This window comes from Rhizobium albus (assembly GCA_030160035.1).
GTDB lineage: Bacteria > Pseudomonadota > Alphaproteobacteria > Rhizobiales > Rhizobiaceae > Georhizobium > Georhizobium albus.
On record BSNO01000003.1, the window covers coordinates 385619 to 403854 of the forward strand.

Consider the following 18236-nt stretch of genomic DNA (forward strand, 5'->3'; position numbering starts at 1 on the left):
TAGTCTATGTTCGACCATGGACCGCTTGCGGAACCCGAGACTTCAGGTCTTTCTTCTTCTCGGATCATTGGCGGCGCGGGAAAACGCGCCCCGAGAAGAACGTTGCAGGCCTTGGGATCGCCCATGCTGGTACTGGATGCCGATATAGCGAAGCGTTTTGCGCTGTTTGGCGGCGCAGTCGTCATTGCAACCACGGCGCTTGTCGGTTGGATGAGCACCACGCTCATCACCCGCAACGTGCTCGGCACGGCCGCATCGTCGACCGCGCTCTTCGTCGACAGCATCGTCACGCCGCACGTGCAGGATCTCACTGTTGCTGCCGTTCTTCCGGATACCGCGATCGAAGCCCTGGATCGCACGTTCCTCGACCCTGTGCTGCGCGACCGATTCCCCTTCATCGAGATATGGAAAGCCGATGGCACGATCGTCTATTCGAACCACCGCGAGATGATCGGCCGAACCTACCCGCCGCCGCCCAGCCTCGCGGTCGCTTTTCAAGGCGAGATCGCTTCCGATTTCACGGATCTGAGGGCGCAGGAACACACGGTGCGCCAGCTCGACGAAGAATATCTCGAGATCTACACGCCGATCCGCGATCTCGGCGGGGGGACGATCATCGCGGTGGCCGAGATCCATGAAAGTGCGGAAGCGGTGCGCCAGGAGCTGGACTTCGCGACGCGGCGCAACTGGGCGCTCGTCGTCACGCTGGCCTTGCTGGTCATGGCCGGGTTGCTCACCGTCGTCATGCGCGGCAACGCGATCATCCGGGCGCAGCAGCGCGGGCTGGTCGAGCGCATCGAGGAAACGGAGCGTGCGCTCGACGAGGTTCGGCGCCTGAAGGATGCCGTGCAGTCGGCGACCGCCCGCCTCGTCGAGCGCGAGGAGAAGGCCTATCGCCGTATCGGCGCCGACCTGCATGACGGCCCGGCTCAACTGATCAGCTATTCGACGCTGAAACTCGAGCAGATCAGACGCGCGCGGTCTATCGCGGAGCGCTCGGCGATGATCGAGGACGTGGAGCGGGCGCTTGTCGAAGCCGTCGGCGAAATCCGCAACATGTCACAGGGCCTCGTCCTGCCCGATCTCGATCGGATGCCTGTCCCGAAACTCATCGACGCGGCCATCGGCGCCCATGAGGAACGCACTGGAAGCAAGGTCGACCGGTTCATCACCATCGACGATCCGGTGCTGTCGCGATCCTTCAAGATCTGCGTCTACCGCTTTCTGCAGGAGGCGCTCTGGAACGTGCACCGCCATGCACCTGGAACGGCGACCACGGCCTGCTGCGATATCGATGCCGAGACGGTGCGTGTCAGCGTATCCAATCTGCCGAACGAGAACAGCGCATCATGGGACGGTCGCCCCGGCCTCGGTATCTCCGGCCTCAAGGAGCGCGTCGAAAGTCTGGGCGGAACCTTCACGATCGCCCATGACGGGCAGATGCCGACGAGACTTGAAATGACATTGCTGAAAGAGACTGCTTAATGGCCCGATCGGTTTCCGTCATCGTCGTCGACGATCACTCCATCTTCCGCGCAGGCGTCGTTCAATCGCTGGCACTGGATCCTCAGATCCGTGTCATCGCGGAAGGCAGTTCCGCCGATGAAGCCGAGGCGCTGGCCGAAAGGCTGCGCCCCGATATCGCGCTGATCGATGTCTCCATGCCCGGAGGAGGGATCGAAGCCGCGCGGGCGATCACGCAGTCCGTGCCGGAGACCAAGGTGGTCATGTTGACCGTCTCCGAGAACGACGACGATGTCTTCGATGCGGTGGAGGCCGGCGCCATCGGCTACATCCTGAAAGGCACCTCCGCCCGCGAACTGATTTCCGCCGTGCAGAATGTCGCGTCCGGCCAGACGCACATGGCGCCGAAACTCGCGCTGGCTCTTCTGGCGCGCGCAAGGCGGCGCGACCAGATCGATCCTCAATGGACAGCACTGGAAAGCCTCACGCCACGCGAGCGCTCGGTGCTCAGCCTCGTTGCCAGGGGGCTCAGCAATCGGGAAGTGGCAACGACGCTCCAGGTGGGGGAGAAAGCCGTCAAGTCACATCTCACCGGCATTTTCGGCAAACTCAAGGTGCGCAATCGCACCGAGGCGACACTCATCGCCAAGGCCTATGAGAAGCAGATTGCCGAGTGGTGAGCGGGTGAAGACAGGTGCTTGCGCCTACGATCATTCTCGCAGGATCTTCTGCATTGCCTTCCCCTTCGCAAGCTCGTCGATCAGCTTATCCAGATAGCGGATTTTCTGCATGAGCGGATCTTCGACCGCTTCCACGCGAACGCCGCAGATGAGACCGGTGATGAGCGCACTCTTCGGATTGAACGCGGGCGCCTGCTCGAAAAAGGAGGCGATGTCGGTCTCCAATTCGATTTGCCGTTCCAGGCCAGCCTGATCATAGCCGGTGAGCCAGCAAATCACCCGATCGACCTCGTCATTCGTCCGCTGCTTGCGCTCCACCTTCTGCACATAGAGCGGATAGACCTTCGAGAACTTCATGGAGAAGACGCGGTGGCCGGACATGAACAGTCCTCATGTTGGCGGACCTACGAGCCGCTGATTGTCGAGACACGAGAATAAAAGGAAATCTCAGCCGCGTGCACTGGTCAATGCGCGATGAGGATCAGGCGATGGCACCATCGAAGTCCTCTGCCATGGTACCGGCAGGAATGGCAGCCGTATCGCGCGCATAGCGGGCTGGTGAGACGCCGACGCCGCGCATGAAGGCGACGCTGAATGCGGCTGCAGACCGATAGCCCACCAGCCGCGCAATCTCGCCGACACTTCTCTCCCGCTTGCGCAGCAGATCTTTGGCCAGCGCCAGGCGCCAGGCCTTCAGATATTCCATCGGCGCCATCCCCACTTCGTTTTGAAAGCGGTCATGGAAGCCGGAGCGCGACAGGGCTGCCTCGCGGGCCAGTTCCGCAACCGTCCACCCGCGCCCGGGGCTGGCATGCATGGCCCTGATGGCCAGCGCTAGCCGGTCATCAGATAGTCCGCGCAACAGGCCTGGCGCCTCGCCGAGATCGGCCGCCGATCGCAGCGCTTCTATGAGGAGCACCTCGAGCAGATGCTGCAGGACGACCTCGCGACCGGGTTTGCTGCCCACGGCCTCTTCGCCCAGCAATTGCATCAGCATAGCGAGCCGATGCTCGCCGCGCACGACGACGAGTTCCGGAAGAAGCGATGAGAGCAATACCGCGTCCTCGGACTGGAAAATGCAGTAGCCGACGAGCGCCCGCATATCGACCGGACCATCCACCCTTCCCACGCGGTAACCACCCTCGGGCAGGATGATCGGCTCGACAACCATGTCCGCGTCGACGCTTGGGGCCTCGCTCCACATCATGAAATCCTGGGCGGACGGAATGAGGATGAAATCGCCTGCGTTGACGATCACGTCGCCATCTTTCGCGTCTCTGTAGCGCACGCTGCCCATGATGACGGCGACATAGTAGGGATTGGGCGATTGTGTTCGCCGCACGCGCCAGGGGCCCGAGCCGGTAACGCACTTCGAAAAGGGTGCACCCGGCTGCAGCAAACCAACGATCTGAGCAAGGGGATCGGCCATTCTGGACGCTTTCGAAATTCTGTTGGACGCTTGAGCATAGAACGTCCAGTCTACCGTGACCATCTCCCGTTCTGTCACTCAAGAACAGGATCCTGTCATGACTGAGAACAAACGCATCGCACTTGTCACCGGCGCCAATCAGGGCATCGGGCGTCAGATCGCGACCGACCTTGCGGGCAAAGGCCTGACCGTATTGCTCGCCTCGCGCAATCTTGACCGCGGCAAGGCAGCGGCCGAAGAAATCGAAGGCGATGTCCATCCGATCCAGCTCGACGTAACGGATGAAGCGTCGATCCGTGCCGCCGCAGAGCAGGTATCCGAAAAATTCGGCCGCCTCGACATTCTGGTCAACAACGCTGCCATCTCCCGCGCCAACGGCCAGCTATCGGAGACGATGCAGGACTATATCGAGCGGTCGCGCGCAACGGTCATCGCAATCGACGAAGTGCGGACCATCTGGGAAACAAATGTCTTCGGCGTTCTTGCCGTTACGCAGGCGTTAGTTCCGCTGTTGCGCAAGTCGGACAGCGCCCGCATCGTCAACGTGTCGAGCGGCCTCGGCTCGCTCACTGTCAACGCTGCGCCTCATCCGCATCGGGCGACCTTCAACCCCGGCTATGGCGCGTCGAAGACCGCGCTGAACGCGATCACGCTTGCTTTTGCGATCGACCTTGAAGCTGAAAACATCAAGGTCAACGCCGTCACCCCGGGATACACCAGCACCGCGCTCAACATTTACGAAGGCCACGAAACGGTCGAGCAGGGGGCCGCCGAAGCCGTGCGCGTCGCTTTGCTTGGCAGTGATGGCCCGACGGGCACGTTCACGGGATCGGTCAACGAAACCGTCCCTTGGTAATCGCGTCCGGACCCGCCGGCTTGTCGCTGGCGGGTCCGGATACGCCATCGACGACCGACATGTGCGTCACCCGGAGGCCAACATGTTGACGACGCAGCACCCTCGCTTGCAGAACAAACGCTAGTTTGTCTGAGATTGGCTGCGGTCGTCAGGACGAAACCCATCGGCTGGCTGGACGTTAGCGATCATCGAATAGGGGATCGCGCATGTCATTTCTCATCGAGGGACCGGACGACGCCTTCGCGACGCTCCTTCTCGCCCATGGCGCGGGTGCTCCGATGGATTCCGACGCGATGAATGCCATCACCGAGGCCCTGGTGCGGGCAGGGTTCCGCGTCGCGCGGTTCGAATTCGCCTATATGGCAGCCCGCCGTCAGGGCAAGCGCAGCCCACCGCCGAAAGCCGAGCGGCTGCTTGACGAATACCGCCAGTCGGTGGCGGCACTCGACTGCAACGGGGCGCTGATCATCGGCGGCAAGTCGATGGGAGGCCGGGTCGCATCGATGGTAGCCGACGAGCTCCACGACGAAGGCACCGTCGCCGGCCTGGTGTGTCTCGGTTACCCCTTCCACCCGCCCGCGAAGCCTGAGCAACTGCGCACGGCTCATCTCGAACGGCTCGAAACGCCGACGCTTATCTGCCAGGGCACGCGCGATCCCTTCGGCACGCAGGCGGAAGTCGCGACCTATGCGCTCTCGGATGGGATCGAGATGCTGTGGCTCCAGGACGGCGATCACGATCTGAAGCCGCGCAAGAAGCTCTCCGGCTTCTCCCTGTCCGACCACCTGGCGACGCTCGCCCAGACGACGCGAGACTGGGCGGAGCGCGTGCTGCGTCCATGAAGATCGCGACCTTCAACATCAATGGCGTCAAAAAACGGCTGCCAAATCTCATCGCGTGGCTGGAGGTCGCACAGCCGGACATCGTCTGCCTGCAGGAGCTGAAGGCGGAGCAGGGTGCCTTCCCGCAAGATGCGATTGCAAAAGCGGGCTATGATGCGGTCTGGGCCGGGCAGAAGAGCTGGAACGGCGTTGCCGTGCTCTCGCGCGTCGGCGCGCCGGTGATGACCCGCCGCAGTCTGCCGGGCGATCCGGCCGACCAGCAGGCTCGCTACATCGAGGCGGCCGTCGCCGGCATCCTCATCGCCTCGATCTATGCGCCAAACGGCAACCCGCAGCCCGGACCCAAATTCGACTACAAGCTCGCCTGGCTCGCCCGGCTGAAAAAGCATGCCACGCAGTTACGCAAATCCGGCGCGCCGGTCGTTCTTGCGGGTGACTACAATGTTGCCCCGACCGATCTCGACATCTATCCGACGAAATCCTGGGATGACGACGCCCTGATCCAGCCCGAAAGCCGTGCCGCCTATCGAAGCCTCATCGGCCGCAGCTGGCTCGACGCTCTGCGCCATTGCTATCCCGACGAGCGTATCTACACCTTCTGGCACTACAAACGCATGCGCTGGCCGCGCGATGCCGGGCTGCGCCTCGACCATTTGCTTCTGAGCCGCAACCTGCGCGAAAAGCTGGAAGATGCGGGAGTCGATCGCGCGGTGAGGGGGCTTGAAGGCGCCAGCGACCACGCGCCCGTCTGGATCAGGCTATCCCCGCGCTGAAGGCTTGGAGTCCGGATTATCGATCTGAAGTTGCTGGGAATGACGTGCGGCGCGAGAGAAAACGGCCAGTACCTTCACGTCACTCTGCGCAGGAAATCGCGGGTGCGCTGATCCTGCGGATCGTCGAAGATGGCTTCGGGCCGGCCCTGCTCGACGATGCGTCCGCCTTCCATGAAGATCACGCGGTGGGCGATTTCCCGGGCGAACTGCATTTCGTGGGTGACGATCAGCATCGTCTGCCGGCTCTCCGCGACGCGGCGCATCAGGTCGAGCACTTCGCCCACCCACTCGGGATCGAGCGCGGAGGTGGGTTCGTCGAAAAGCATGAGATCCGCATCGAGCGCCATCGCCCGTCCGATGCCGACGCGCTGCTGCTGGCCGCCCGAAAGCGCCGCCGGATAGGATCCGGCCTTGTCCGATAGCCCGGTTTCACCGAGAATCGTGTCGGCGCGGGCTTCCGCTTGCGCGCGCGACTGGCCGTGGACGGTGACGAGCGCCTCCGTGATGTTCTCCCGCGCAGTCTTGTTGGCGAACAGCGAATAGTTCTGGAAGACAAAGGCGGTACGGCGCCTGAGCGCCAGGATGTCTTTGCGCGTCGCCCGCGCTGCATCGACGGTGAGGTCGCCGATCGAGATGATTCCGGCGTCGGGACGGTCGAGGAAGTTGATGCATCGGAGCAGCGTCGACTTGCCCGTGCCGGAGGGCCCGATGACGACGATCCGCTCGCCGGCCTCGATCTGCAGATCGATGCTGGCGAGTACGGTGTTGTTGCCGAAACGCTTTGTCAGTCCTTCAAGTCGGATCATCGCGCATAGGCCTTGTTCAACCGTTCCTCAAGCAGGCGCTGGACGAAGGACAGTGCCTCGACGATGATCCAGTACAGGATTGCGACGACGACGAATGCTTCGAAATAGAGGAAGCTTCCGGCCGCTTCCTTCTGGGTCGCTCCCATCATCTCCGTAACGCCGAGCGTGAAGGCGAGCGACGTCCCCTTGATCATGTCTATGAAGTAATTGACGAGCGTCGGGGCGGCGACGCGTGCCGCCTGAGGCAGGATGATGCGTCGCATCATCTGGATTTGCGTCATGCCGACGGCCTGGCTCGCTTCCCACTGGCTTCGGTCGACGCCGACGATCGCAGCACGGATGCTTTCGGCCATGTAAGCCGAGAAATGCAGTGTCAGGCCCATGATCGCGGCGGTCACGCCGTTGATCTGCGTCAGAACGGAAAAGACCTGCGGGAGCCCGTAATAAAACAAAAACAACTGCACCAGCAGCGGCGTCCCGCGGAAGAAGCTGATGAAGAGGACGACCAGCCGGTCGAGCACGGGAACGCGCACGACGCGCTCGACGGCCAGAAGCGACGCGATGATCAGCGCCAGCACCATGGAAACGCTCGCCATGGCGAGCGTCAGTGGCACATAGCCAAGGATGACGGGCACGAGACCAAGCATGTACTCCAGATCGAGCGCCCGCATGCCTCACTTACTCCGGCTTGGTGATGTCGGCGTCGAACCACTTCTGCGAGATTTCCGTCAGCGTGCCATTTTCGCGCAGGGTGTCGACAGCCGCGTTGACATCGTCCCTGAGCGCGCGCCCTTCCTCGTCGTCGCGGAAGGGATAGGCATTGCGGATTTCGCTGAAAGGTGTGCCGGCAAGCGCCAACGGCAGCGGGCTCTCCTTGATCACCTGGGCTGAGGAAACGCGGTCCATCACGAAGGCGTCGACGCGGCCGAGCGCCGTGTCCTGCTCGATATTGCTTTCGTAGGTGCGGATATCGATCTCGTCGGCATTGGGCAGTTCGCGCAGAAGGGCCTCGAAATTGGAACCGAGATTGACGGCGACGGACTTGCCGCTGAGATCCTCCGGGCCCGAGATGGTGTCCTCGCTGCCCTCGCGCGTCACGATCTGCGCGCCGTCATAAACATAAGGCTCGCTGAAGATGAAGGTCGCCTCGCGTTCCGGCGTGATCGTGATCTGGTTTGCGACCGTGTCGATGCGGCCGGCCTGCAGCGCGCCGATGAGACCGGAAAACGACATGGTCTCGAACTGAATTTCGCGTCCCAGTTCTTCTCCGATCGCTTTCATGAGGTCCACCTCGAAGCCCTGCAGTTCATCCTGCCGAACGAAGGTGAAGGGAAAATAGCCGCCCGACATGCCAACAGTGATCGGCTCCGCGCTCTCCTGCGCGTAGGAGGGAACTGTAAAGGTGGCCACGGCGGCCGCGGCGAGCATTGCCTTGAGCAACATGGAACTGTCTCCTATCAATGGCGATCCGCAAAAGACCACCAGCAGAATTATGAACGCTTGATCGAGGATATGGCTGCCGATCACCGATGAGACAATGGCACGACCGGGTAAGTCCAACCAATATCGCAAAGGAATGGAGTTTGCTTTTGCTTGACCGGCCTGTCCGCCATTTTGCCGGCCTCCTCTCCTCAGCTTGGTGCCTTCAAACATCTACTGTCTTGAGGTGTGATTTGGCCGACCCGAGGCGTCTGCGATAGGAACGTTATGCCGTCTGCCCGGGGTCGAGGGGCTTATCGTTAATCGCCTCTTAATGCGCGGTGGCTAGCCTCGTCGTTTGAACGAAAGCCGCGCACAAATCGAGGAATGCTGCATGTCACTTCGCCTCACTGCAGTCGTTGCCGTGCTGGCGATGTGTTTGTCCGGTTGCGTTTCGGTCATGGACGAGTTCGCCGACCGCGGAAACGTGCCGATCCCCACAACGCTGGTCGCCCAAATGAGCGAGAAAGGCATGTCGCCTGCGTCCCCGGTCCTCATCCGGATTTTCAAGGAAGAGAGCGAACTGGAGATCTGGAAACAGGATCGGACAGGCAAATTCGCCCATCTGAAAACCTATCCCATGTGCCGCTGGTCCGGCAAACTTGGCCCGAAGACGACTTCCGGCGATCGTCAGGCGCCCGAGGGGTTCTATCATGTGACCGCGGCGATGCTGAACCCGCAGTCGCAATACCACCTCTCGTTCAATCTCGGCTATCCCAACCGGCTCGAAAGCGCGCTCGGCTACACGGGCGCATCGCTGATGGTGCATGGCGCGTGCTCGTCTGCGGGCTGCTTTGCGATGACCGACGAGGGCGTCGCGGAAATCTATGCCGTGGTGAGGGACGCTCTCGGGTCCGGGCAGCAGAGCGTTCAGGTGCAGTCCCTGCCGTTCCGGATGAACGCGCGCAACATGGCCCGACACCGGGGCAATGCGAACATGCCGTTCTGGAACAATTTGAAGGAAGGCTACGACATCTTCGAAGCGACACGCCGACAGCCCCAGGTTTCTGCCTGTGGAAGGCGCTATGTCTTTGACATGATGTTTGCCGATGCTGCTTCGCTCGATCCTTTGGCAGCATGTCCGGTCGCCGAGCAATCCGAAAATCCGCTCGTCGCCGCTCTGCGCGCAACGGAAGCCGTGGCATACGAGAAGGCGATCAGCGCCGAGACCCTTGCGCCCGTGCATGCCTATGTGGATGGCGGCATGCATCAGACCTTTCGGTCACTCCTCGAAAAGCGCGGTGCCGATCGCCTGTCGAAGATGTCCTCCCGCACCCGTGTTCCCGTCAGCCGCCCGGATGCCGCGCTGGTCGACCCGTACCGGCCGTAAGAGTAAGACGAGGATGATTCCGAAGAGCGTGCGCCGCTGACGGAAGCGATCACGTCAGGCCACGCACGCCGCCCGCCAGACTCACCTGATCGTTGCTACAGCGCATGCAGCCAGGCGCCAAAGGGCTGGCTTCGCGTGTCGATGCGGTAGGCCGGCGGCAGGTCGTCCTGTTCGTGCACGGCGGCGCGAACGTCGCGCGGGCTCATGCCGAACTTGCGGCGGAACGCGCGGGAGAAATGTGCGTCGCTGCTGAAGCCTGCCTCATCGGCTATGTCGCCGATCCGGCGGCGCTCCTCGCGGTTGCACAGCAGCCGATAGGTGTGGTGCAGTCTGGTCTCCTGCACATAGTGGGAGACGCCGCCGAGCGGCTCGAACAGCCGGTAGAGCGTCGAGCGCGAAACGCCGCAATGATGGGCAATCTTAGCCGGGCCCAAGGCGGGATCGGTAATGGTACGCCGAATGTAATCCTGCGCGCGCTGGCGCGTGGCAATCGCGATCGCTTCGCGCCCCCGGTCCCTGCTGGAGGGCGCTTCGCACAGCGTCGCCGCAATCAGGTCCGTCAAGGTGGTTGCAACGCCAGTCGACTGATCGAGACGCAAGGTCGGCGCGTAGGTCGGCAGCATGTCGAGAAAGCCGCTCAAGAGCTGCACCCCCGCATCCGGCACCAGAACGCCGTGCAATCGACCCGGATCGCGCACGGCCTCGCTCATGACTTCCCGCGGCATGATCAGCGACACGTTGCGGGGCGAAATTTCCTCGAAATCCTCAAGCGTCTGACCGAAGTCGACGACATTCAATCGATGGCCCTGCGGCGTCGCATCGAGCCGGATCATCACATGGTCGAGCATGTCCGAGCGCATCTTGCGGGCGCTTCGGGCGAAGTGAAACGTGGACGTGCGCATTTCACTGATGATCATCCGGCCGAGCTGCGTGCTCTGCACGTTGATCGAAAAGGGGGATTCAGGATCAAACTCCGTCTCGAACATCACCCCAACACGATGGCTCCAGAAATTGGTATCCTTGGAGTGAAGCCGCTGTGTCGGTGCAAGGTTCGTCAAAGTTCTCTCCTCTTTGGCGAATGGATGAATGTCGACTGAGTTAGGGCATACACACTGAGATTGGAACGGCCAGTCAAATTCGGGTGAAGAGCCTGAGACGCGCCGACTAACAGTTTCTCCGGCGCCAACGGTAGATTTGCAGTACGGGTCTGGGGGGCCATCATGCAAGTCGAGCCGCTTCGCCAAAAACGGGCGCAGTCAAAGATTGAATCGGCGAACGCGCAGTCCGCGGTCGCAACCGCTTGCATAGGGCTTCTCTTCACGCTGGTGCTGACGATGGCCGCAACCGAGCCGTTGCCAGATGAGCGGATGCCGCACCTCTCCTCCTATCTCGACCTCGTCCACGATCATTCCGTGACGATCGGGTCTGTGCGTCCGCAGGACGGGATCTAAGGCCAGCGCTGCGCGGGGTCGCATTTTCTCCGGGCCGAGGTCACCTGCACGGGTGAGACGCAGGGATAAGAAACAGGGCTATTTTTGATACGTCGTCGCTAACGGTTTCAAGAGCTAGGTTGCTAGAACAATCGCGGGCGGAAGCATTGGGGGCTTTCTGAGCGGCGATCCGGAACGACAAAGGTTCCGGCCGGCAACGCTGTGGGAACGCGGTCGATGTGGCGTCCATCGCATCATCATCGCAGTTCTCTTCAGGTTGGCACCCAAGCGCATGCACTTCTTTGAATCTTCCACTAGCCGGTCCGGCACCCGGACCGCCGCACTCGCAGCCATGTTTCTCGCCGGCGTATCGGCGCTGACGCTCGCTCCTGCACATGTCGGCGCAGCTGAGCGCACCCCTATCGCGGCGCAGACATCGGAGCAGGCCGAGCTTTCAAAGCGTTTGGCAGAGGCGATGGCGTTGGCGTCGCGTTACGGCCAGCGCTCCGTCATCGCGTCCATCATCGAAAATGTGCGGTTGGCGCCCGAGCATGCGGCGCTCATCGAATCGGCCGCGGTCGCTCATTCGACACTGGCCGGCGAAACGATCGGCAAGGCAAAGGACGTTGGTCTTGCAATGGCTGCGGCCTCAGCCGGCACCGCACTCCCGCCCGGCGCGGACCCGGCGGTGCCAGTCTCCGAGCTTAGCGAAGAGGAAGCCAATTTCGGCTGGCTGATGTCGGGTGCCGATGCGGCAGACCGCATGGGCCTCACGGGTAAAGGTGTGACTGTCGGTGTTGTCGATTCCGGCATCGCGCGACGCCTGGACGGCTCTGCCCACCCGGAATTCGAAGACCGGATCGATCCGCGCTCGACCAGCTATTTCTACTGGATCGACCCCACGGTTACTCCCGAAGAATTCCAGCGCGATCCTAAAGGAGCGCTTCAGAAACTCTTCGATCAGGAAACAGTGAACGGCTTCGATGACGTAGACGGCCACGGAACTCACGTGGCAGGCATCATCGCTGCAGCCCGCGATGGAAAGGGTATGGTTGGCGTTGCTCCGGGCGCAAACATCCTTTCGATCAATACGATTCCAGCCAATGGAAGTTTTGGTCCTCTGCCGCTTATTGCGCTGCAAGTTTGTGGGCCAAGCTTTCTGACATCGAACGGCGTCGACTGTGCGCCGAAGCTTCCTACCGAGCAGTATGTGGCCGAAGCGATTCGCTATCTGACAACACAGTCTGATGTGCGCATTACAAACGGCTCTTTTGGCCCTAGCCCGCAACCGGGGGAGGCGACTGTCAACGTAGGGGTGGAAAAGCCATCCTTTGACGCACTCAGTGACTACGTGATGTCCGGCAAAATCTGGGTTGCTGCCGCGGGCAATGGTTTTGACATCGCCCCCATCAAGTCCGAAAGCCCGGACGGGCTTGGCATCGCACCATTCATATCGCCCGAAAATCTCGGTATCACGAACTCGATTGGTGCCCCTGTCTTTGATGATGGCGGGCTTGGCCTCGACTATTCGCATCTTCATCCGGACCAGTTGGCAGCTCTGGAAGCCGCAACTGGAGAGGCCTACGGCCGCATCGTGACCGTCGTCGCCGTCGGCGCCCAGAAGCAGATCTCGATGTTCTCGAACCGCTGCGGCGTGGCTGCGCGCTGGTGCATCGCCGCGCCAGGCGGCGATTTCGTCGAAGATGCGGACGGTAAACCGACAGAGCGTTCGATCTTTTCGGCCATTCCGCAAAACATTGCAGACACCAACCCCGCATTTCCGAATGGAGATGCTCCGCCCTATGGGTTCAAGGCAGGAACGTCGATGGCCGCTCCGCATGTCGCAGGCGCGCTCGCGGTGCTCGTCGAAGCCTATCCCGGCTTCACACCTGGGCGTATCGTCGAGATCATGTTCCAGACCGCGGAAGATCTCGGTGCGCCCGGCATCGATGAGATCTTCGGCCATGGCCTTCTGCGGCTCGACCAGGCGTTGCAGGGACCGATCGGCCTGACTGGCGATTCCTCCGAACTCTATCAGGCGAATGTCGATGATACCCATCTCTGGCGCTTCAGCTTTGCCTCCGACGGAGCTCTCCTCAAGACGGGGCAGGGCCTGCTGACGACCGCTGCGGACACAACTATTTCGTTCGGTCAGGAAGCGGCCATCATCGAAGGCGGGCTTCAGGTCGATGGACGCTTTGCGGCTCCGCGTCTCTTTGTCGGCCCCGGCGCATTGCTTGGCGGTTCAGGCTTTATTCAAAGCGATGTCGGGGTGGCGGGCACTATCGCGCCCGGCAGTTCGCCAGGCACGCTGACAGTCTCGGGCACCGTGGGCCTTCTCGACAGCGCCACGACGGCGATCGAGATCGACGGAGCCGGCACCGGCAATGGTGCGGGGAACTTCGATCGCATCATTGCGCTCGGCGCATTCGATGCTTTCACTGCCGCCGGCACGCTTGCACCACAACTGCGCGGCATCACCGGCCCGGCGACGAACAGCTTCGTCCCCGCGCTCGGCGAGACCTTCAGGTTCGTCGAAACACCGAATGGCGTCGTCGCTGGCTCCTTCGCCAGCCTGACCCAACCGACCGATGGACTGCCTGAGGGCTCGCGCTTCGATGTGCTCTACGGCCAGCAAACCTTGTCGCTCGTGGCAACGCCGTCGGATTACGGCACTGCGCTTGCGGCCGGTGCCGCAGGCAACCAGACGGCTGCACGTTCCGTCGGGGCCGCGCTGCAAGCCATCCGTCCGGCGGCCGGCACGCGTCCGAGCGCCGAAGCGGCTGCGATCTTCGACCCGCTCTACCGCCTCGGCGCGAATGCCGTCCCGATCGCCTTGTCCGGCGCCGCGGGAACCATCCATGTCGATGTCGCACAGGAAAGCCTGAGTTCCATCGGACGTTTTTCGGATGTACTGGCCACCCGCCACACCGGCTTGACCGCAGAAGGCGCTGCTACCGGCACCGTCTGGGCGACGCCGTTCCTCGGTGGCGTGCAGGTCTCCGGCAACGGCGAAGGCTTTGATGCTGATTTCAGAGGCTTCGCCCTCGGCATCGAAGGTTCGCCCGATGCACTGTTCGGCAATCAGGCGTCGATCGGCTTTGCCGGTGCCTATTCCACCAGCAGCCTCGACGATTGGACGGGCACCGCCGACATCGACGTCGTGCAGGGCGGCGTCTACGGCTCCTACGACTGGTCGGGCGTGATCGTTTCAGGCGCGGCCGGTCTCTCCTATGCGTCGGGCGACACGCGCCGCGCCGGCATCCTGGGTGTCGCCGAAAGTTCTTTCCGGGGCTTCGGTGGCTTCGCGGACCTTGCGGTGTCGAAGCCCTACACGTTCGACGTCGGAACGGTGGAGCCCTTTGCCGCCATCGGCTACCGGGCACTGGATCGCCGTGGCTTCAGTGAGGCAGGCGCATTTGCGCTCGACATCGCAGGCAAGACCTACGACCAGACCTTCGCCACGGCAGGGATCGCACTGTCCCACAGTTTCGAGCTCGGCTCGGTGACGCTCGAGCCGCAAGCGCGGCTTGCCTATCGCTTCGACTTCGATCGGGTTGATGCCTCCGGGACTGCCTCCATCCTCGGTGCATCCTTCGAAGCCGCTGGTGCCGATATCGGTCGCCACGCCTTTGTCGGCTCGTTCGGGGTCGAAGCGGCCCTTTCGGACACGGTGTCGCTTTCGGCCGCCTACGAGACGGAAGTGCGCTCCGACTTCGCCTCCCACGGGGCGCGGGTCAACCTGATCGCGCGCTGGTAGCGGCGAAACGATCGACGACATCGCTTCCCGGTCATGTCGCGACGGCGGCGGACCGGGATAGATCCTCCAACTCCAGGAAACATGAAGACCATGAAGCAAGCTCTTGCGGCGCTGATGATCCCCGCACTTCTCGCCATCGCCGGCTGCCAGACCACGGCGGACGCGCAGAACTCGATCAGCTCATCCTATGTCGGCACACCGGCCGACGATTTCTTCGCCCGTCACGGCGCCCCATTCTCCACCTATCAGCGACAGGATGGTGGACGCATGTACAGCTGGCGTGGCGGCGAGCGCACCGTGTCCGTCGCACCGCCGCCACCACCTCCGCCACTGCCAGGCTTTGGGCAACCGGCCTTTGGCCAACCTGCATTCGGCCAACCTGCGTTCGGTCAGCCGGCCTTTGGCCAACCGTTCGGCACGGCACCGTTCGGCCAGCAGGCGACGTCGCAGACAGTCTTCGCCGACAGCCGCAGCCGTACCTCGACGCAGGAATATACCCGCGCCGACGGTACCCGCGTGACGGAATCGCAAACGCGCTCCTCCGGCGTCAATGTCGGCTTCGATCCCAGCCGTCTTGCTGGTGCAGCTCTCGGCGCCCAGCCGGCCGCGCGCCCACAAGGCCAGACGCGCCAGCTCCTCTGCGAGCTCTCGATCACGGCAGATGCCAACAACACGATCACTTCGATCAGCGTCCAGCGTGATACGCAGGGCGTCGGCGCCAGCTTCTCGCGCTGCGCCGAAGTGTTCGGCTCGTAACAACGGCCATAAGACATGGATGGTCGCTATTACGATGATCGGCGGCGACCATCACGTCGGACGGTGGCTCGATGATCAGCTCTGCCCGCTAAACGAACAGGCCTGAAATCCTGCTGGAAGAGCAGCTAGCTCTTCACGGCTTCGGTGATGGAACGCGGCGTGTCGAAACGAGCGAGCTGACCGGAGCCCTCTCCAACCTCGGACCAGCGCGACGAGCCAAGTTCGATGACGGCGAGTGCGGCCGTCGGAAACTTGACCTTGATGCGGCTCAATGCAAGGGCGTCCCCGCCATGGCATAGAAGACGGGTCAGGTCTTCAAGGCCGGGATTATGGCCCACCAGGAGCACCGAGTGCTTGTCCTCGGGAAGAGTTCGCACCTCTGCAAGCACCTGTGCGGCATCCGCCTCGTAGATCGCCGGTCGCATGTCCGCTTCGGGAACCGCTGCCGCGGTCGCAAGCTCTTCGCCCACGATCTCCCACGTCTGCAGAGTGCGGACGGCGGGTGACACAAGCACATGATCGGGCAGGAGCCCGCAATCGATCATATGCTGCGCCATGGTTTTGCTCGCATTCTGTCCGCGCTCGGCAAGCGGGCGTCTTTCGTCCGGAACTCCGGCCGGCCAATCGGATTTTCCGTGACGCAAAAGCATCAAACGGCGCATGTCGAGACCCTGTCGGTTGGAGTATGCTGGAAACAGTCCCTCGAAGACGGCCTGCCTTGAATCGTGCACGAATACGAGCGCAGTTCATAGAAGACATGGCGTCACGTGATCCAAGCGCAAGAAGTTCGCCGGCGCACTGGCAAAGCTACAGACGGCGCTCGGCGAGCACAATGATCGCGTCGTGATGCATCGTTTGATCCACACCGTCATAGAAACCGAGCCCTCTGCCAAGGCCCATCTCGCGACCGGTTTCGTGCTTGGGCGCAACGCTGCTCTCCTCGCCGATGACGATGAGGGCCTGCTGAAGGTCTGGCGCCGCTTCAAGGCGAGCAGCTGATCACCTCCGGTCGCAGCGGTGCCGGCGCGCGCCTGTCTGGCGCTATCGCCTTCTCCCTCATCATTCGGCCGGAGCATGGACCTGCGCCGGGCGTCCTACGCCGAAATAGTCGAGCCCATGCGCTAGAATTTCGTTCGGCTTGAAGGCGTTGCGATAATCGAAGAACGATTGGCCGCGCATCGTGCCGGCAAGGCGCCCGATGTCGAGAGCGCGGAAACTCGACCATTCCGTCAAGAGCACGATGGCATCGGCATCCTTTGCGGCCTCATAGGGGCAGGTGCAGAGCTCCACATCGTCAAGCAGCGCCCGTGCGTTTGCCATGGCGTGAGGATCATGCGCGCTCACCGTGACGCCTTCCTTCTGCAGCATGGAGATGACGGTAAGGCTCGGCGCATCGCGCATGTCGTCGGTCTCCGGCTTGAAGGCAAGGCCGAAAATGGCCACGCGCGCCTGTCGCCGTGCAGTGCTTTCGCTGTCTTTGATCCTCAGCGCGTCGAGCACTCTGCGCGCAATCTTGCGCATGCGGTTTTCATTGCGTTCGATCACCAGTTCCACGAGCGGTTGCGGCGCGCCATGGGCCTTGCCGGCATGCGCGAGGCCACGCGTGTCTTTCGGAAAGCAGGAACCCCCGTAACCCGGTCCGGCCTGCAGGAAGGCCGTGCCGATGCGGGCATCGAGCCCGATGCCGCGCGCGACGTCGCCGACATCGCCGCCGATTTTTTCGCAAAGATCCGCGATATCGTTGATGAAGCCGATCTTCATGGCGAGAAAGGCGTTCGCGGCGTATTTGATCAGCTCCGCATTGGCCGGCGTCGTCATCACGAACGGCACGTTCCGCGCCCCGAACGGAGAATAGAGCTTCCGCATCATCGCCGCGCCGTGGTCGTCGAAGCTGCCGATCACGATCCTGTCCGGATGCTGGCAGTCCTTGAGCGCAGACCCTTCGCGCAGGAATTCGGGATTCGACACGACCGTTACGCCATCGGCGGACGCCCGCGTCTGGAGAATGGCGCTCACCCGCTGCGCCGTCCCCGGCGGGACGGTGGACTTGATGACGACCACCGCACGGGATTTCAGATGCGGGCCGATCGATGCAGCCGCCGCCTCGATCTGGGAGAGATCGACGCCGCCATCTGCAGCCGATGGCGTCCCGACAGCCAGGAACACGATGTCGGCTGAGCGTACGTTCGTGGCCACGTCGGTGGTGAACCGCAGCCGACCAGCCTTCGCAGCCTTTTCGATGACGACGTCCAGCCCAGGCTCGTAAATCGGCATGCGACCGGCATTCAAGGCTGCAACGCGGGCTCCATCCGTATCGATGCAGGTGACGCTGTTTTCATGGCTTGCGAGACACGCGGCAGTCGTGAGGCCGACATAGCCCGCACCAATGACAGCGACTTCCATAGGGTTGCTCCTCGATCGGAATAGAAAGCTTCGCCGGTGATCCGGCACAACGGGCCTCCAAACCGGATGAAGCTGCAGATGTTCCGGAAGAAGCTTCAAGCTTCCTCCACGGCCGCAAGTGCCGTCCGCCACAGGACAAATGATTGCCGATCCAAGGGAACATCATCCTGCTGCGCTTGTTCGGGGTCCCAAACGGACTCAGGCGAGGCTCCACTTCATGCTTTCTCA

The 18236-nt window shown here is 62.3% G+C and carries 18 protein-coding genes; 10 read left to right on the forward strand and 8 right to left on the reverse strand.

The annotated features are described in order from the left end of the window. The first annotated feature begins 123 nt into the window (after nt 1-123). Both QQL76_RS09680 and QQL76_RS09685 read left to right on the forward strand, forming a co-directional pair. Nucleotides 124-1485, forward strand: coding sequence for a sensor histidine kinase (locus tag QQL76_RS09680; RefSeq protein ID WP_499207443.1), 1362 nt, complete (start codon nt 124-126; stop codon nt 1483-1485). Continuing rightward, nucleotides 1485-2144: a transcriptional regulator gene (locus QQL76_RS09685; protein WP_499207444.1), complete on the forward strand. Its 660-nt coding sequence runs from the start codon at nt 1485-1487 to the stop codon at nt 2142-2144. The genes QQL76_RS09680 and QQL76_RS09685 overlap by 1 nt, the downstream gene beginning before the upstream one ends. 30 nt (nt 2145-2174) lie before the next feature. Here QQL76_RS09685 and QQL76_RS09690 read toward each other — a convergent pair whose 3' ends face one another. Both QQL76_RS09690 and QQL76_RS09695 read right to left on the reverse strand, forming a co-directional pair. Beyond that, nucleotides 2175-2525, reverse strand: coding sequence for a DUF2200 domain-containing protein (locus QQL76_RS09690; protein WP_499207445.1), 351 nt, complete (start codon nt 2523-2525; stop codon nt 2175-2177). Nucleotides 2526-2625: 100 nt separating this feature from the next. Then, nucleotides 2626-3573 carry a helix-turn-helix transcriptional regulator gene (locus QQL76_RS09695; protein WP_499207446.1) on the reverse strand — a complete coding sequence of 316 codons (948 nt, stop codon included), beginning with the start codon at nt 3571-3573 and terminating at the stop codon, nt 2626-2628. Nucleotides 3574-3670: 97 nt separating this feature from the next. Between QQL76_RS09695 and QQL76_RS09700 the strand changes: the two genes are divergently transcribed. The 3 genes from QQL76_RS09700 to xth all read left to right on the forward strand — a co-directional run bounded on the left by QQL76_RS09700 (nt 3671) and on the right by xth (nt 6044). Then, complete coding sequence (locus QQL76_RS09700; protein ID WP_499207447.1) at nt 3671-4429, forward strand: Rossmann-fold NAD(P)-binding domain-containing protein; 759 nt, start codon at nt 3671-3673, stop codon at nt 4427-4429. 206 nt (nt 4430-4635) lie between these two features. Continuing rightward, nucleotides 4636-5271 carry an alpha/beta hydrolase family protein gene (locus QQL76_RS09705; protein WP_499207448.1) on the forward strand — a complete coding sequence of 212 codons (636 nt, stop codon included), beginning with the start codon at nt 4636-4638 and terminating at the stop codon, nt 5269-5271. Continuing rightward, entirely contained in the window at nt 5268-6044 is a 777-nt protein-coding gene (xth, locus tag QQL76_RS09710) for an exodeoxyribonuclease III (protein ID WP_499207449.1), read from the forward strand. The genes QQL76_RS09705 and xth overlap by 4 nt, the downstream gene beginning before the upstream one ends. A gap of 74 nt (nt 6045-6118) precedes the next feature. On the opposite strand, the gene QQL76_RS09715 is transcribed toward xth, so the two are convergent. Genes QQL76_RS09715 through QQL76_RS09725 form a run of 3 tightly spaced genes read right to left on the reverse strand, consistent with a single transcriptional unit; the run spans nt 6119 to nt 8293 of the window. Continuing rightward, nucleotides 6119-6850 (reverse strand): amino acid ABC transporter ATP-binding protein, encoded by a 732-nt coding sequence (locus QQL76_RS09715; protein WP_499207450.1) that lies wholly within the window; start codon nt 6848-6850, stop codon nt 6119-6121. Further along, the gene (locus tag QQL76_RS09720; protein WP_499207451.1) at nt 6847-7521 is read right to left on the reverse strand and encodes an amino acid ABC transporter permease; all 675 of its coding nucleotides are present in this window, start codon (nt 7519-7521) and stop codon (nt 6847-6849) included. Before QQL76_RS09720 ends, QQL76_RS09715 begins: the two co-directional genes overlap by 4 nt. Nucleotides 7522-7528: 7 nt before the next feature. Further along, the gene (locus QQL76_RS09725) at nt 7529-8293 is read right to left on the reverse strand and encodes an amino acid ABC transporter substrate-binding protein (RefSeq protein WP_499207452.1); all 765 of its coding nucleotides are present in this window, start codon (nt 8291-8293) and stop codon (nt 7529-7531) included. A gap of 370 nt (nt 8294-8663) precedes the next feature. Here QQL76_RS09725 and QQL76_RS09730 point away from each other — a divergent pair, with 370 nt between their 5' ends. Next, complete coding sequence (locus QQL76_RS09730; RefSeq protein ID WP_499207453.1) at nt 8664-9659, forward strand: L,D-transpeptidase family protein; 996 nt, start codon at nt 8664-8666, stop codon at nt 9657-9659. Between the two features lie 95 nt (nt 9660-9754). Here QQL76_RS09730 and QQL76_RS09735 read toward each other — a convergent pair whose 3' ends face one another. After that, a complete protein-coding gene (locus QQL76_RS09735; protein ID WP_499207454.1) occupies nt 9755-10717 on the reverse strand; it encodes a helix-turn-helix domain-containing protein in 963 nt (320 codons plus the stop codon). A gap of 162 nt (nt 10718-10879) precedes the next feature. Between QQL76_RS09735 and QQL76_RS09740 the strand changes: the two genes are divergently transcribed. From QQL76_RS09740 to QQL76_RS09750, 3 genes are all read left to right on the forward strand, one after another. Further along, complete coding sequence (locus QQL76_RS09740) at nt 10880-11110, forward strand: hypothetical protein (protein WP_499207455.1); 231 nt, start codon at nt 10880-10882, stop codon at nt 11108-11110. Nucleotides 11111-11381: 271 nt separating this feature from the next. Continuing rightward, a complete protein-coding gene (locus tag QQL76_RS09745) occupies nt 11382-14849 on the forward strand; it encodes a S8 family serine peptidase (RefSeq protein ID WP_499207456.1) in 3468 nt (1155 codons plus the stop codon). A 90-nt stretch (nt 14850-14939) separates the two neighbouring features. Next, complete coding sequence (locus QQL76_RS09750) at nt 14940-15605, forward strand: hypothetical protein (RefSeq protein WP_499207457.1); 666 nt, start codon at nt 14940-14942, stop codon at nt 15603-15605. Nucleotides 15606-15730: 125 nt separating this feature from the next. Here the strand turns inward: QQL76_RS09750 and QQL76_RS09755 are convergent, their stop codons facing one another. Further along, nucleotides 15731-16267 (reverse strand): SixA phosphatase family protein, encoded by a 537-nt coding sequence (locus tag QQL76_RS09755; RefSeq protein WP_499207458.1) that lies wholly within the window; start codon nt 16265-16267, stop codon nt 15731-15733. A gap of 181 nt (nt 16268-16448) precedes the next feature. On the opposite strand from QQL76_RS09755, the gene QQL76_RS09760 reads away from it, so the two are divergent. Then, on the forward strand, nt 16449-16604 hold the full coding sequence (locus QQL76_RS09760) for a hypothetical protein (RefSeq protein WP_499207459.1): 156 nt from the start codon (nt 16449-16451) through the stop codon (nt 16602-16604). A 60-nt stretch (nt 16605-16664) separates the two neighbouring features. On the opposite strand, the gene QQL76_RS09765 is transcribed toward QQL76_RS09760, so the two are convergent. Then, entirely contained in the window at nt 16665-18008 is a 1344-nt protein-coding gene (locus QQL76_RS09765; RefSeq protein ID WP_499207460.1) for a UDP-glucose dehydrogenase family protein, read from the reverse strand. Nucleotides 18009-18236: the final 228 nt, after the last annotated feature.